At 63.2% G+C, this 13,399-nt stretch carries 10 protein-coding genes; 5 read left to right on the top strand and 5 right to left on the bottom strand.

Annotated elements, in window-relative coordinates:
- Together AC5E6W_RS08565 and AC5E6W_RS08560 are read right to left on the bottom strand one after the other, a co-directional pair.
- On the bottom strand, positions 1-905 hold a 905-nt coding region (locus AC5E6W_RS08565; protein ID WP_491751864.1), incomplete at its 3' end, for an IS110 family RNA-guided transposase.
- A gap of 364 nt (positions 906-1,269) precedes the next feature.
- Positions 1,270-2,370: a Gfo/Idh/MocA family oxidoreductase gene (locus AC5E6W_RS08560; protein ID WP_491751863.1), complete on the bottom strand. Its 1,101-nt coding sequence runs from the start codon at positions 2,368-2,370 to the stop codon at positions 1,270-1,272.
- A gap of 241 nt (positions 2,371-2,611) precedes the next feature.
- On the opposite strand from AC5E6W_RS08560, the gene AC5E6W_RS08555 reads away from it, so the two are divergent.
- From AC5E6W_RS08555 to AC5E6W_RS08545, 3 genes are all read left to right on the top strand, one after another.
- Positions 2,612-4,156 carry a TolC family protein gene (locus AC5E6W_RS08555; RefSeq protein ID WP_491751862.1) on the top strand — a complete coding sequence of 515 codons (1,545 nt, stop codon included), beginning with the start codon at positions 2,612-2,614 and terminating at the stop codon, positions 4,154-4,156.
- A gap of 1 nt (position 4,157) precedes the next feature.
- Positions 4,158-5,399, top strand: a complete 1,242-nt coding sequence (locus AC5E6W_RS08550; RefSeq protein ID WP_491751861.1) for an HlyD family secretion protein — start codon at positions 4,158-4,160, stop codon at positions 5,397-5,399.
- Between the two features lie 335 nt (positions 5,400-5,734).
- Entirely contained in the window at positions 5,735-6,691 is a 957-nt protein-coding gene (locus AC5E6W_RS08545) for a VTT domain-containing protein (protein ID WP_491751860.1), read from the top strand.
- 121 nt (positions 6,692-6,812) lie between these two features.
- Here AC5E6W_RS08545 and AC5E6W_RS08540 read toward each other — a convergent pair whose 3' ends face one another.
- Positions 6,813-7,544 (bottom strand): energy transducer TonB, encoded by a 732-nt coding sequence (locus AC5E6W_RS08540; RefSeq protein ID WP_491751859.1) that lies wholly within the window; start codon positions 7,542-7,544, stop codon positions 6,813-6,815.
- A gap of 154 nt (positions 7,545-7,698) precedes the next feature.
- On the opposite strand from AC5E6W_RS08540, the gene AC5E6W_RS08535 reads away from it, so the two are divergent.
- Positions 7,699-8,940 carry an acyltransferase family protein gene (locus AC5E6W_RS08535; protein WP_491751857.1) on the top strand — a complete coding sequence of 414 codons (1,242 nt, stop codon included), beginning with the start codon at positions 7,699-7,701 and terminating at the stop codon, positions 8,938-8,940.
- Between the two features lie 138 nt (positions 8,941-9,078).
- Positions 9,079-10,665, top strand: a complete 1,587-nt coding sequence (locus AC5E6W_RS08530; RefSeq protein ID WP_491751856.1) for a UbiD family decarboxylase — start codon at positions 9,079-9,081, stop codon at positions 10,663-10,665.
- Positions 10,666-10,928: 263 nt separating this feature from the next.
- Here the strand turns inward: AC5E6W_RS08530 and AC5E6W_RS08525 are convergent, their stop codons facing one another.
- Both AC5E6W_RS08525 and AC5E6W_RS08520 read right to left on the bottom strand, forming a co-directional pair.
- Entirely contained in the window at positions 10,929-11,942 is a 1,014-nt protein-coding gene (locus AC5E6W_RS08525) for a pectinesterase family protein (RefSeq protein ID WP_491751855.1), read from the bottom strand.
- 81 nt (positions 11,943-12,023) lie between these two features.
- Positions 12,024-13,301 (bottom strand): glycoside hydrolase family 28 protein, encoded by a 1,278-nt coding sequence (locus AC5E6W_RS08520; RefSeq protein ID WP_491751854.1) that lies wholly within the window; start codon positions 13,299-13,301, stop codon positions 12,024-12,026.
- Positions 13,302-13,399 lie beyond the last annotated feature (98 nt).

The following is a 13,399-nucleotide window of genomic DNA, read 5'->3' as shown; positions in this document are numbered from 1 at the left end:
CGGAGAGCGGAGTCAGGACCGAAGCGTCCCAGCACATACTGCGCGGACTGCACCAGCAGGCTTCGGAGATAGTTGTTGCCGGTGCGGGTGATGCGGCCTTGCGGATCGGAGGCGCCGGACTGGCTCTGGCGTGGCCGTAGGCCGAGGAAGGCGCCAGCCTGGCGGTTGTTCTGAAGGTGGGTGGGGTCCAGGGTGAGGACGTAGCAGGCAGCGACGAGAGGACCCACTCCGGGAACAGATCGCAGGGGCTTGATCTCGGGATACTTGCTGTCCAGCGCTGCGATGTCGGTGTCGAACTGGCGGAGGCTCTGGTTCAGGTGAGCGATCTGATCCAGCAGCGGAGCGCAGGCCTGGCGGAGGGGTTCGGGGACCGCGGCACGGGCTTTTGCGGGGAAGGACTCACTGGAACAGGCCGGCAGGCGATGACCGGCGCTTTTGACCAGGCCTCGCAGCGTGTTGATCAGCATCGTGCGTGCCCGCACCAGCGAGCTGCGGGCATGGATCAGGTTCAGGTCCTGCTGACGGTCCGCTGTGCGGTGCTGGATGGGCGACAGCAGCTTCGGATCGCAGGCTGCCAGCCGTGCCAGCTTCTCGGCGTCGTTGCGGTCGTTCTTGGACTCACTGGACGTGATCGCCTTCAAGCGACGCGGGTTGGCCACGATCACTTCATGGCCCAAGCCGCGCAACAACCGGCTTACCCAGGCCGAGTGCGTGCCGGCTTCGAGCGCGATCCGGACAGGAGCCTCCCCCTCGAACTGACGCCGGAGGCCAGCTTCCGTGCTCGCGATACGCCCCTCTTCCACCCACTCGCTGTGGGCATCCACAACACAGTACTGGCTGTGACGATCCCCTAAATCGAGCCCTACGGTCATCGCAGGCTGACAACGCTTGATACCCTGTCCCATGGCTGGTCTCCTTCTGCACCCTCGAGTGCGTACGGAAAGCCTAGCTCCTCCGTGAGGCCAGCCGTCTCATCCCATCTGAAGCCGGGAGGGACGGAATGGCTTTTTGTCAGGGCTGAAGCCCTGACCTGCCGTTCGTGGAGGGCCGGAAAGGGAATCTGCGGCTTGGTGAGGAACGCAGATCCCCTGCGGGGATGACAAACAAGAAAGGCGAGAAGCAGGTCCTTCGCCTGCGGCTCAGGATGACAAATTCAAACGCAGATTCAGATTCCCTTCGGGAATGACAACAAGAAGGCAGCGACGAAAAGCAGATCCCCTTTGGGGATGACAGAAAGAAAGGCAACAGCAAAGGCCAGAGTCGGAACTGTTACTTGAAGTCCACGTCTACGGTGCGGCGTTCTTTGGTGGACTGGAGGGCTAGTTCCAGGAGGCGGACGGTGCGGAAGCCGTCTTCGGTGGGGACGGCGAGGGGTTTGCCTTCGGCGATGGCGTCGCGGACGGAGACGTAGAAGTTGCGATAGTCGCCGGTGACGGAGGGGTAGGGTTTGCGTTCGAGCTGGACGGGTTCTTTGCGCTCAGTGGCGAGGGTGAGGGTGCCCCAGTTGGCTTCGGGCTCGGGCAGCCAGGGTTCCGGCGACCCTACCTGCGGGGGCGTGGCTCCGAGGTTGAGGAGGGCGTTTTCCTGGGGGTCGAGGCCGGACTTGGTCCAGCTGCCGTGGGTGCCGTGGACGCGGAAGCGGGGAGCGGCGTCGGCGGCGAGCATGGTGGCGTGGCAGTTGAAGCGGACGGGCTTGCCGGGCCAGAAGGGGGTGGAGTCGTATTCGAAGGTGATGTCGACGGCGTCGTTGATGTCGGTCTGGTCGCGATCCTCGCGAATGCTGCCGATGACGCGGGCGGGGGCTCCGAAGAGCGCGAGGGCCTGGTCGACGAGGTGCGGGCCGAGGTCGAAGAGGATGCCGGAGGTGGGGCTGGCGGCTTCCTTCCAGGTGTTGGGGCGCTGGATGGGGCGGAAGCGATCGTAGGCCGAGAAGACTTCGACGACGCGGCCGAGGAGGCCTTCGTTGAGGAGCTTCTGGAGGGTGAGGAAGTCGCAGTCCCAGCGGCGATTGTGGAAAGGGGCGAGGACCTTGCCTTTGGATTTGGCGAGGTCGATGAGGATACGGGCTTCTTTGCTGGAGGAGGCGAAGGGCTTGTCGATGACGACGTGCTTGCCGGCTTCGAGGGCGGCTTTGGCCATCGCGTAGTGGGTGTCGTTGGGCAAGGCGACGACGATGAGGTCGATATTCGGATCGGCGAAGGCGTCCTCTACGGATTTGAGGATGCGGGCGTTCGGATAGCGCTCCCGGGCGGTGTCGCCGGTGCGCTGGACGATAGCGGAAAGCTCCAGGCCAGGCACTGCGCTGACGAAGGGGCAGTGGAAGACCTTTCCGGCGAGGCCGTAGCCGAGGACAGCGGTATGGATGCTCATGGCAGCCATGGTACCCGGAAGATGTCATGCAGGTCACCGTGGGTGCACCGTGGGAGGGGCAGGTGCACGGCTCGAAAGTGTGGATTTCGTATGCAACTTTTGCATACCTGTGGGTTGGAACCGCATCTGTAGTGGGGACGGGAAAAAATGGTCGCGCTTCACGGCGGGACTCGCCGGGCTTCCGGCGGATTCGCAGGGAACCTGCGAGTGTCATCTCCTGTGACGATTTAGCATGGTGGTTATGGTCAAAGACAGAAAGAGTGCGCGCCGCAATGCGGCCGCCGTCCTGTTGGCGGCTTGCCTCACGGCAGCGGCAACGGCGCAGGGCCCCGGGTCGAGCAGCCCGGGATCGGCCGGACAGCCGCCTGCGGGCGGAATTTCGAGCTCCGATCAGAACCTTGGACTGGTGATCGGGGCGACGCAGCAGCTTGCAGCTCCTGGACCGGCGACGAGCCCGCAGAGCACGACGACGGGCGCTCAGGATCCCAGCTTTCGCGGCAGCATCGTGCGCGACAAGGCTACGGACGGCGTCATCGAGATCACCCTGGACGACGCGATTCAGCGGGGCCTGCGCAACAACCTCGGGCTGATCCTGCAGAGTTCCAGCGTGATGTCGGCGAACGGAAGCCGCCTGCAGGACCTGCAGAAGCTGCTGCCGACGGTGACGGGCGCGGCGAACATCACGATCCAGCAGCTGGATCTGGCGGCGTACGGCCTCAAGTTTCCGGGGATCAACCCGATTATCGGGCCGTTCCAGACGGTGGACTTCCGGGCGTACCTCTCGCAGAACCTGGTGAATCTGCAGGCTCTGGAGACCTACATCTCAGGGAAGCACAACTTTGAGGCTTCCAAGCTGACGGCGCAGGATGCGCGCGACCTGGTGGTGCTGACGGTAGGCAATGCGTACCTGCTGTGCATCGCGGATGCCTCGCGCATTACGGCGGTCAAGGCGGAGATGGCGGAGGCGAAGGTCTCGCTGGATCAGGCGTCCGCGAATCACGATGCCGGGACCAGTCCGCGGCTTGATGTGCTTCGCGCGCAGGTGGACTACCAGAATGAAGAGCAGCAGCTGATCGCGGCGAGCAACCAGCTGGATAAGGATAAGATTTCGCTGGCGCGGGCGATCGGGCTACCGATGGAGCAGAAGTTCACGCTGAGCGACGATGTGCCGTTCGCGGCGCTGGAGACTCCCGACGCCGATGCGGCGTTCCAGCAGGCGCTGAAGCAGCGCAAAGATCTGGCCGCAGCTGCGGAAACGTTGAAGGGCGCTGAGGCCAATCGGAAGGCTGCGTTCTATGAGCAGATGCCTTCCGCCGATGTGGCCGCGAACTACGGCGACCTGGGGCAGACGCCCGGGCACTCGCACGGGACCTATACGGCGACTGGCGAGGTGACTGCGCCGATCCTGCAGCTGGCGAAGACCCATGGCGATGAGCAGGTGGCGCAGGCGCAGGTGGACCAGGCCAAGGCCAAGCTTTCGGACCAGACGCAGCAGGTGAATGCGGATGTCCGGGATGCGATTCTGGACATCCAGACTGCGGCCAAGCTGGTGGAAGCGGCGAAGAGCAACGTCGATCTCGCGCATGAAGCGCTGAGCGAGGCGCAGCAGAGATTCAAAGCCGGTGTGGCGGACAGCCTTCCGGTCTCGCAGGCGCTGGCCACGGAAGAACAGGCCAACGATCAGTACATCAGCGCGCTGTACCAGCACAACGTTGCCAAGCTTGGTTTGGCGCGGGCGTTGGGTGTCGCTGCGAGCAGTTCGAAGACTTATCTCGGAGGGAAGTAGAGTGGCGAACGAAGACCAGAACAAGCAGGGCGCGCCGGCAGAGAACACGGCACCCCCGGCCGCGCCGCCGAACAATGGCCGCCGCCGGATCATCCTCATCGTAGTGGTGCTGCTCCTCGTTGTCGGCGGATTCTTCTACTGGATGCACTCGCGCCGGTTTGAGGATACGGACGATGCGCAGGTGGACGGCAACCTCTACCAGGTCAGCTCCCGTGTTTCGGGGCAGGTGATCAAGGTGTATGTCGAGGACCAGCAGTTCGTTCACCAGGGAGACCCGATCGCGGACATCGATCCGCGCGACTACCAGGTGGCTCTGGAGCAGGCGCAGGCGAACCTCGCCAACGCGCAGGCGGAGTACCAGGAGGCCGTCTCGAACGTGCCGATCACGAGCGTGACGGTGCGTACGAACATCACGACGGCTGGCCAGGATGTGGGCGGAGCACAGGCGGCGGTCTCGCAGGCTGAAGCGCAGGCCCAGGCTGCGGTAGCTCGGGTGCAGGCCGCGAAGGCAAATGCCCTGAAGGCGCAGCTGGACGTGGATCGTTATACGCCGCTGGTGAAGAACGACGTCATCTCCAAGCAGCAGTACGACGCTGCCGTGGCGACGGCGACGGCCGACCAGGCTTCGCTGGACGAGGCGGAGCGGAATGTTCGCGCGCAGCAGGATATGGTTCGGCAGGCCCAGCAGAAGCTGGCTGATTCGCGGTCGCAGGCGCAGCAGAGCGCGCTGAACGGCCCGAAGCAGAACCAGGTGCAGGCGGCACGCGCTGAGGCTGCATTGGCGGCGGTGAAGCAGTCGCAGGCGAAGGTGGACCAGGCGCAGCTGAACCTGAGCTACACGAAGATCGTGGCTCCCACGGACGGCATTGTGAGCAAGAAGAGCGTGGTGGTGGGCAACAACCTGTCGATTGGACAGGACCTGCTGACGCTGGTTCCGCTGACCGATCTCTGGGTGACGGCGAACTTCAAGGAGACCCAGCTGGATCACATGCGGCAGGGGCAGCCGGTGGAGATCAAGATCGATGCTCTGGGCGGACGTGTCTTCCGCGGCAAGATTACGCAGATCGGCGGCGCGACGGGTTCGAAGCTGAGCCTGTTCCCTCCCGAGAACGCGACGGGCAACTATGTGAAGGTGGTGCAGCGCATTCCGGTGCGCATCGACTTCACCAACCTGAAGGAAGAGAACAAGGACTTCGCGCTTCGCCCCGGCATGAGCGCTGATCCGAACGTGACCGTCCGGTAGAGCAGACCGTCAGGCAGCAGGATCCGGCGGGAGGCCTACGGGCCTCCCGTTTGACCTTCCGGCACGGATTTTCGGCGGAGGATTTTCAGCGCAGAAACTCCCGTTCGCGTGGGACGTAACCAATGCATAGCCTGTTAACAATTTTGGGCGAGAATTAAGCTTAGAACCGGCATAAGCTCACTGGTACTCCTCCGCGCATCCAAGAGACTGCGACGCGCGCGGCGTAAACACATCTACTAGACGGGACCCTCAAACGAGGGCCTTTCCAAAAAAAGGTTTCGCGGGGAGCAGGCTGGCAGTTTCGGCAGGTTCCAGCGTAAGGGGCGGTTAAAGCAATGGAATGGCTTCTTCATCTTCTGGTGGGACACGCCTACACGGTGCTGTTTGCCTGGGTGTTGATGGAGCAGGGCGGCCTGCCCGTCCCCAGTGCACCCCTGATGGTGGCCGTGGGCACGATGAGCGCGGCGCACAAGATGCACGTGGCGTACGCTTTGCCGCTGGTGCTGCTGGCTTGCCTGATCGCTGATACCTCCTGGTTCTTCCTCGGCAAGCGCTTTGGCGGGCGTGTCCTGAACATGCTCTGCAAGTTCTCGCTGGAAGCGGCGACCTGCGTCGAGAAGACACAGGGCACCGTGGTGCGTCGCGGCCCGATCACGCTGCTTTTCTCCAAGTGGGTCCCCGGACTGAATACGGTAGCCGCTCCCATCGCGGGGCAGGCCGGCATTCCGTTCGTTGAATTCATCATTTACGACATGGCCGGCACGCTGGCCTGGGCGGCGGCGTGGCTCTTTGCCGGGCGGTTCTTCGGTGACGTTGCCAAGCGCTCGCATGAGTTCTTCACCACGCTGGGCCACCTTGGCGTGCTGCTGGTTGTGATGGCTGCGCTTGGGGTGGTGGTCTACCGCTTTGTGAAGCGCCGCCAGTTCGTCTCCGAGCTGCGTGGCCTTCGGCTCGAGCCCTTCCAACTGATGGCGATGATCGGCGACGCCGAGCGCGAGGGTCTGGAGCCGCCATTCATCGTCGACCTGCGCCACCCGCTGGATGTGCTGACCGAGCCGCTGGTGATTTCCGGCGCCCTGCGGATTGGGCCGGACGAGCTGCGTCAGCGGCATGAGCTGATTCCACGCGATCGCGACATCATCCTGTACTGCACCTGCCCCAGCGAGGAGACCAGCGCCAAGGTGGCGATGGACCTCCGCCGCATGGGCGTCCGCCGGGTTCGCCCGCTGCGCGGCGGCCTGCAGGGCTGGAGAGAAGCGGGCTTCCCGGTGGATGGGGTTGAGGCGATCTGAGCGTGCCGCAAGGGCATGCTCGTTCTACGTTGTGCGTTCTCCGTTGTCCGTGGGGTGCTTTCGATCCTCGCCGGTTTCGGCTAGTTGCTCTTTCGCACAACGGAGAACGTAGAACAGCTCGTCAGCTCCCCATTCTGAAGTTGACCGTGATGGTCGTCTGGACCTCCGTGGGCGCGCCGTTGAGCAGGTAGGGATGGTAGCGTGCATTCCTCACGGCATCCAACGCCGCAGCCTGCAGGACCGCGGGACCGCTGACGGCGTGGGCGCTTTCGATGCGACCGCTGGTGGAGATGACGGCCTCGATCACTACGATGCCCTCGGTGTGCGTCATCCTGGCGATGTTGGGATAGACGGGCGTGATGGGTACGATCAGCCTTCCTGCCATGACTCCTGTGGAGATAGACAGCAAGTCCTGGTGCGCCGGCGTGGCCGCGCGCACGCTGACCGTCGCTCCTGTTGGTGCGGAGGTCCAGCCTGTGGGGCCAGCGCCCACGTTGCCGCTCATGTTGACGGAGGGGAGTAGCGCCTCGGCATCGACCGGTGTGGTCGTGAGTTGCTGAAACATACTTCGCAGGTGCGAGGTTGCGGTATTGAGGATGGGAGTCGTGGGCCCGGAGCTGGCAGCGGTATTCTCGACGCGGACCCGCTGCGGAGGGGGCGGCTCGGGGTGTGGGAGCGGAGGCGCGGTGAGCGTCATCTGGGGGGCGCGCAGAGGAAGCACTTCCGGATGCAGGATGGGAATGCTGAGCAGCGCCGCGGCAATCGCGGCCTGGATGGCAATGGCGCTGTAGACGGGCTTGCGGCTGCGTGTACGCAGCATCGCGGTGGACTCAACCAGGGACTGCTCAAACATGACGCACCTCCGACCAGAGTTCAAATCGTTGGCGCATCCGGCAGGAGTCGAGCCAGCTGGAATGCGTGTAGTGGCATAGACACCGCCGGGCAGGGAAGTGTTCCCCACAATTCGCGTGACCCGCGCGGTGCGAGCGCGCGATGATGGAACCCACATGGCTTCCTCTGCATCGCTTGCTACCCCCGTCTCCCCCGCGGTCAACGTCACGAGCAAGCCGCCGCGCGTGCTCTCGGTGGATGTGCTGCGTGGGTTCACCATTGCGCTGATGATCCTGGTCAACGATCCGGGCGATTGGAAGCACCTCTTCTCGCAGCTGGACCATGCGGAGTGGAATGGACTCACGCTCACGGACCTGGTCTTCCCGACGTTCCTCTTCCTTGTCGGCGCGTCGATGGTCTTCTCGTTTACGGCGCGCGTGGCGCGCGGCAACTGCCGCAAGTCGCTTACGGGCCATGTGTGGGCTCGGTTCGCGAAGCTGGTGATTTTGTCGCTGGCGCTGAACTTCTTCCCACGCATGCACTGGCAGGGGATGCGGCTGTATGGCGTCATTATGCGGATTGCGCTGTGCTCGCTGATTGCGGGTATGGTTCTAGTGTTCACGCGCAATCCGAAGGTGCTGGCGGCGATTGTTGTTGCTCTGCTCGTTGGCTACTGGGCGCTGCTGCGCTTTGTGCCTCTGCCTGGGGTTGGAGCGCCGACGCACGGCTTTCCGATGAACGATGAGGTGAACAACCTCACGGCGTTCGTCGACCGCTGGGCTGTGCTCTGGCAGCACAAGCTGTTCTTCGGCGCGGGTGCGCTGTATCGCAAGACCAGCGACCCCGAGGGCCTGCTGAGCACGCTTCCGTCGGTTGCGACGACGCTGATCGGGTCGCTGGTGGGGTTGCACTTCCTGCGGCCCGCATGGGCGCAGGGCGAGCGGGCACGCAAGCGAATGCAGGGAGAGCTGTTCGGCTGGGGCCTGCTGCTGGTGCTGGCCGGCGGGATGTGGAACAACTCATTCCCCATGAACAAGAACCTCTGGAGCTCGAGCTTTGTGCTGGTCACCGCGGCGTTTGGGATAATTATGCTCGGCGTCACCACGCTGCTGGTCGACTACCGCACCCAGCCGTGGCCTGCGTGGCTGCGTGCGCTTACCTGGCCGTGGCTGGTGTTTGGATCGAATGCCATCGTGGCATACACGAGTTCGGTGGTGCTGGTGAAGGCGTTGATTTACTTCCACCACACGGGTGCGGATGGCAAGTCGCGCACGCTGCTGTCGTGGCTGTACGCGACGGTCTTTGCGGCGCACGGGTCAACTGTGTGGACTTCGCTGGCGTGGGCGGTTTGCTTTGTGGCGGCGTGCTTCATTCCTAACTGGATTCTTTGGCGGAAGAAGGTCTTCGTGCGGATGTAGTGCAGGCCGCAACCCGGGCCTGAAGGCCCGATGCCGTTGAGCGACGGTTCCGCGGGCTGAAGCCCGCTACTACTCCGAAGCGCTGGGCCGCGTGCATTTCCCTTTGCGCTTCGCTACGCTCAAGGGTGAGGGATTGCTGTGGCCTACGAGAGTTTGCGGGAGTGGATCAAGGCGCTGGAGAAGTCGGGCGAGCTGGTGCGGGTGAAGGAAGAGGTATCTCCGTACCTGGAGATGGCTGAGATCGCGGACCGCGCGGTGAAGTCGGGCAAGGGAACGCCGCAGGCTGGTGGACCGGCGCTGCTGTTTGAGAACGTGAAGGGCCACAAGGGCGCGCGCGTGCTGATGAACCAGTTCGGTTCGCTGGGCCGCATGGAGATGGCACTGGAGACGGAGTCGCTGGATGCGATTGCGGCGCGCATCCAGACGATGATCCAGCCCGTCGCGCCGACGAGCCTGCTCGACAAGCTGAAGATGCTGCCGAAGCTGGCGGAGATCGGCAACGTGTTTCCGAAGATCGTCAGCGCGAAGGACGCTCCGTGCAAGGAGGTCATCCTGCGCGGCGAGCAGATCGACCTGACGAAGTTCCCCATTGTCACGACGTGGCCTGAGGACGGAGGGCCGTTTATCACGCTGCCGAATGTGATTACGAAGGACCCGAACTCGGGCAAGCGCAACGTCGGCATGTACCGTATGCAGGTGTACGACGGGCAGACGACGGGGATGCATTGGCAGCGGCAGAAGAACGCGGCCGAGCATCTGCGCGAGCGTCTGCGCAACGCGGCCGGCTCGAGTGCAGGAGCGGTTGACCTGATGGCGCTGACCGCAGGAGGGACGGTTGCGGCGGGTGAGGCCGCGGCGATTCCTCAGCATGTGGCCACGAAGATTCGTGGGCAGCGGATGGACGTTGCCGTGGCGATCGGGACGGACCCGAGCATCTGCTTCTCGGCGATTGTGCCCGCTCCGCCGGAGGTCGAGGAGTTCCTCATCGCAGGGTTCCTGCGGGGCAAGCCCGTCGAGCTGGTGAAGTGCGAGACGGTCGATCTCGAAGTGCCGGCGACGGCGGAGATTGTGCTCGAGGGTTACGTCGATATCGGCGAGCTGCGCACGGAGGGGCCGTTTGGCGATCACACGGGTTTCTACACGATGCAGGATGAGTATCCGGTCTTCCACATCACGTGCATCACGCATCGCAAGGACCCGATCTATGCTGCGACGATCGTGGGCAAGCCGCCGATGGAAGATACATGGATGGGGAAGGCCGTGGAGCGGATCTTCCTGCCACTGATGAAGCTGACGATCCCTGAGTTGATCGACATCAACATTCCTCCGGAAGGCGCGTTCCATAACCTGATGATCGTGAGTATCCGCAAGAGTTATGCGGGGCAGGCTCGTAAGGTGATGAACGCGATCTGGTCGCTGGGCGGGGCGATGTTTACGAAGATCATCGTGGTTCTGGATGAGGACTGCGATGTGCATGACATTGCCGAGGTGACGTTGCGGGCGACGAACAACATCGACCCGGAGCGCGATATCGAGTTCACGCTAGGCCCGATTGACTCACTGGACCATTCGTCGCGGCTGCCGAATTATGGGTCGAAGATGGGCATCGATGCGACGCGCAAGTGGGCCGCGGAGGGTTTCACGCGGCCGTGGCCTTCGATGATGGAGATGCCGGATGAGGTGAAAGCGCGGGTGAGCGGATTGTGCGAGAAGCTGGGGTTCTAAAGCATTTTCCCTGTGGATGGGCTTCTCCAGAGGGCGTGCAGTGGCGTTTTCATTGGGGAAAACGCCCATCAGGATCGAAGAACTGGACTATACCTACAGGGAAAATGCTGTAGCGGGATCCTCCTGAAGGGTGACTGCAAGAGCAGCTGCGAACGCGGAGTGCGCCAAGGCCGCAGCGTGACGCAACGGGTCGTGTGCAGTCACGGAAGGCCGTTGCGTCACTTTGTGTTTGTAGCGTGCTCGCGCGTGCCGCGCCGATTCGGTCAGTGGGTTACGGCGGTAGGCACCCAGCCGTCGGAGCCGGCGAGGAAGGTGTCGGGAGAGTAGCTGTTGGCCTGTGTCGATGTCAGGTAGATGGCATATTTCTCGCGTTGCTTGTCGGTGTAGCCGAGCGCTCCGGTGCCGGTGGAACCGTACTCGCCATAGTAAGCAGTTGCAAGGTAGTTGGTGGTGCCTGGCTCCCATTCGATCCAGCCTGCGGTGGCGATGGGAGCGGTGAGGCTGGAGTCGATGGAGACCACATAGGCCAGCGAGCTCCAGGGGCGTCCGAGGTAATCGTTCGTCTGGCTGCCGGACTGGCTGCGGATGGTGCTGTACCAGAAGACATAGCCGCTGAGGTAGTTGGTGAAGCGGCGGTTCTGCGCGGTGACGGTCGTTTCACCGCTAGCCGAGCCATGCTCATCGATCTGGATCGTGCAGGAGTCGAAGACGGCGGCGGCGTCGCCGAAGATGAAGTCCACATTGCCCTGCACATAGGTCTGGTAGAAGTACTGGCGTGCCGGGGTGCAGGTGGAGCCGGAGCAACCTTCGCTTCCGGCGTAGAGCGTGTCCTGATAACCGATGATGTTGGTGTTGCGGACCACCGACTTATCGGCCTCGAGAAAGAGAGCGACGGCAGGTGTGCCCGCCCCGAAGGTGTTTTCGATGCTGAGATTGCTGGCATAGAAGCCGGTGGCTGCCTTGGTCACGTTGACCGTGGCGGAGGCTTCGTCGCTGCCTGCTGTAGACGAGGATTGACTTGCGGTAAGCACCGTGGCGCTGGGGCTGGAGCCTTCGCCGATGAGCCAGACGTTGGGCTTGCTGATAGTGGCCTGGCCGGTATAGGTGCCCGCTTCGACTTCGATCTCGCCGCCGCTGGAAGGCAGAGCGTTTACCGCTGCCTGCAGCGAGGAGTAGTGGCCCGTGCCGGTACCGCCGACATAGACAATGGTGGTCGCTCGCGCCGCCAGCGTGAGGAACGGGGCTGTGGCAAGAAGAATGGCGTCGATACGCTTCATGGCATCTCCTGTCGTCAAGGGGAAGGCGCGCCGGCCGGATCGTGCACCGGCACGCTCTGTGGATGCTTGGAGGAGCTTGTCCTAGAACTGGAACGAGCAGCTGGGCACGCTGCCGCTCAGGGTGAAGGTATGCGTTGTGACGCCCGTGCCCGAGGGCGCGAAGCTTCCTACATTGTCCAGATAGACGGTGGCGTACTGGTCGCCGGATTGCGTGTTACTGTCCAGCGAGATATTGGCCACATACACCTGGGCGAGGTTGGAGGAGTTATAGCCGGCGAGTGTCTCGTAGGCGCCGGAGACGGAATTTTCGGCCAGCGCACCGTTGACCACGATGTTCTGGAACTGCGGTGTGCCGGAGGTTCCGCTGCAGCTGCCATAGTTTGCGTTCACGATGATGAGGTGCTTGGCGTAGCGGATGCAGGTGTTCTCATACGTCACCTGCTTCACCAGGCCGCCACAGTCGACATCAGTTTTGATGTTGATGGCGTTGGCGTCGGTGGATGCCGTGCCGGACGAGCTCTTGCCGTAGACGTAGTTGTTCTTGAACAGAACGTTGGTCACGCCATCGAAGGTTTGGCTGCCGATGGAGAGGCCATGCGTGCCGTAGACGTTGGTGTTCTCCACGGTGATATTGCTGGCGGCGGCAGAGTTGGTCTTGACAGCGATGCCATCGTCGCCGGCGGTGATGTTGGAGTTGTTCACGGTCACATTGGTGATGGAGTCGATGTCGATGCCATCAGCGTTGGCCTGGGTGGGTGAGGTGTTGATGGTGGTGCTCCAGACGGTGGCGCCGCTGCCGCCTTCGATGTAGAGGTTGGGGTGAGCGGCGTTCTGCAACGTGATGTTGTAGGAGATGAAGTTGGAGGCGCCTTTGGTCTGCACGAGGCGAGGCGTGTTGGAGAACGTGTGCACGTTGGCGCGGCCGTCGATCTTTCCGGGGCCGTAGATGCCGGTGCTGGAGTTGGGGATATAGATGAATTCCGAGCTGCTGTTGACGCTGTTGTTGGCGTAGAGCGTGACGCCGGAGTTGACCACGAGCGCCTCATCCGGCTCGATGGTGAGCGTGCCGGCGAGGAAGGCGTTGTTGGAGCCGGAGGCTGCGAGCACCACGGCCTTGCCGGTGTTCTCGCAGGAGCTGAGAGCCGCCTGGATGCGCGAGGTGTCGTCGGTGGTGGTCGGCGTGTTGACGTCAACGGCGGAGGAGGTGAACTGCGCCGATAGCGTGGTGCAGGCGGAGGGCGTGGAGGGTTGGCTGACCGAACGCGAGTCGCCGGTGGCGAGCGTTTGGGCGGAGAGGGTGAGGACGGACAGGAGGATGGTTCCCCCGGCCAGGGAAAGGCGAGAGTCGATGTGACGCATCAGACGGATCTCCTCTACGGTGCTGATGGTTCCGTTGTGTGGGTGGGCGTCGCTGCCAGGCGCGGAATGCGATGTTCCTGCGTCCCCGGGCGCGTTTT

The organism is Bryocella sp. (assembly GCF_058498515.1).
This window is presented reverse-complemented; position numbering and strand designations above follow the sequence as displayed.

Excerpts from the sequence above, each read along its gene's own strand:
- AC5E6W_RS08560 (WP_491751863.1), bottom strand. The coding sequence starts at position 2,370 with ATGAGCATCCATACCGCTGTCCTCGGCTACGGCCTCGCCGGAAAGGTC.
- AC5E6W_RS08555 (WP_491751862.1), top strand. The coding sequence starts at position 2,612 with ATGGTCAAAGACAGAAAGAGTGCGCGCCGCAATGCGGCCGCCGTCCTG.
- AC5E6W_RS08545 (WP_491751860.1), top strand. The coding sequence starts at position 5,735 with ATGGAATGGCTTCTTCATCTTCTGGTGGGACACGCCTACACGGTGCTG.
- AC5E6W_RS08540 (WP_491751859.1), bottom strand. The coding sequence starts at position 7,544 with ATGTTTGAGCAGTCCCTGGTTGAGTCCACCGCGATGCTGCGTACACGC.
- AC5E6W_RS08535 (WP_491751857.1), top strand. The coding sequence starts at position 7,699 with ATGGCTTCCTCTGCATCGCTTGCTACCCCCGTCTCCCCCGCGGTCAAC.
- AC5E6W_RS08525 (WP_491751855.1), bottom strand. The coding sequence starts at position 11,942 with ATGAAGCGTATCGACGCCATTCTTCTTGCCACAGCCCCGTTCCTCACG.
- AC5E6W_RS08520 (WP_491751854.1), bottom strand. The coding sequence starts at position 13,301 with ATGCGTCACATCGACTCTCGCCTTTCCCTGGCCGGGGGAACCATCCTC.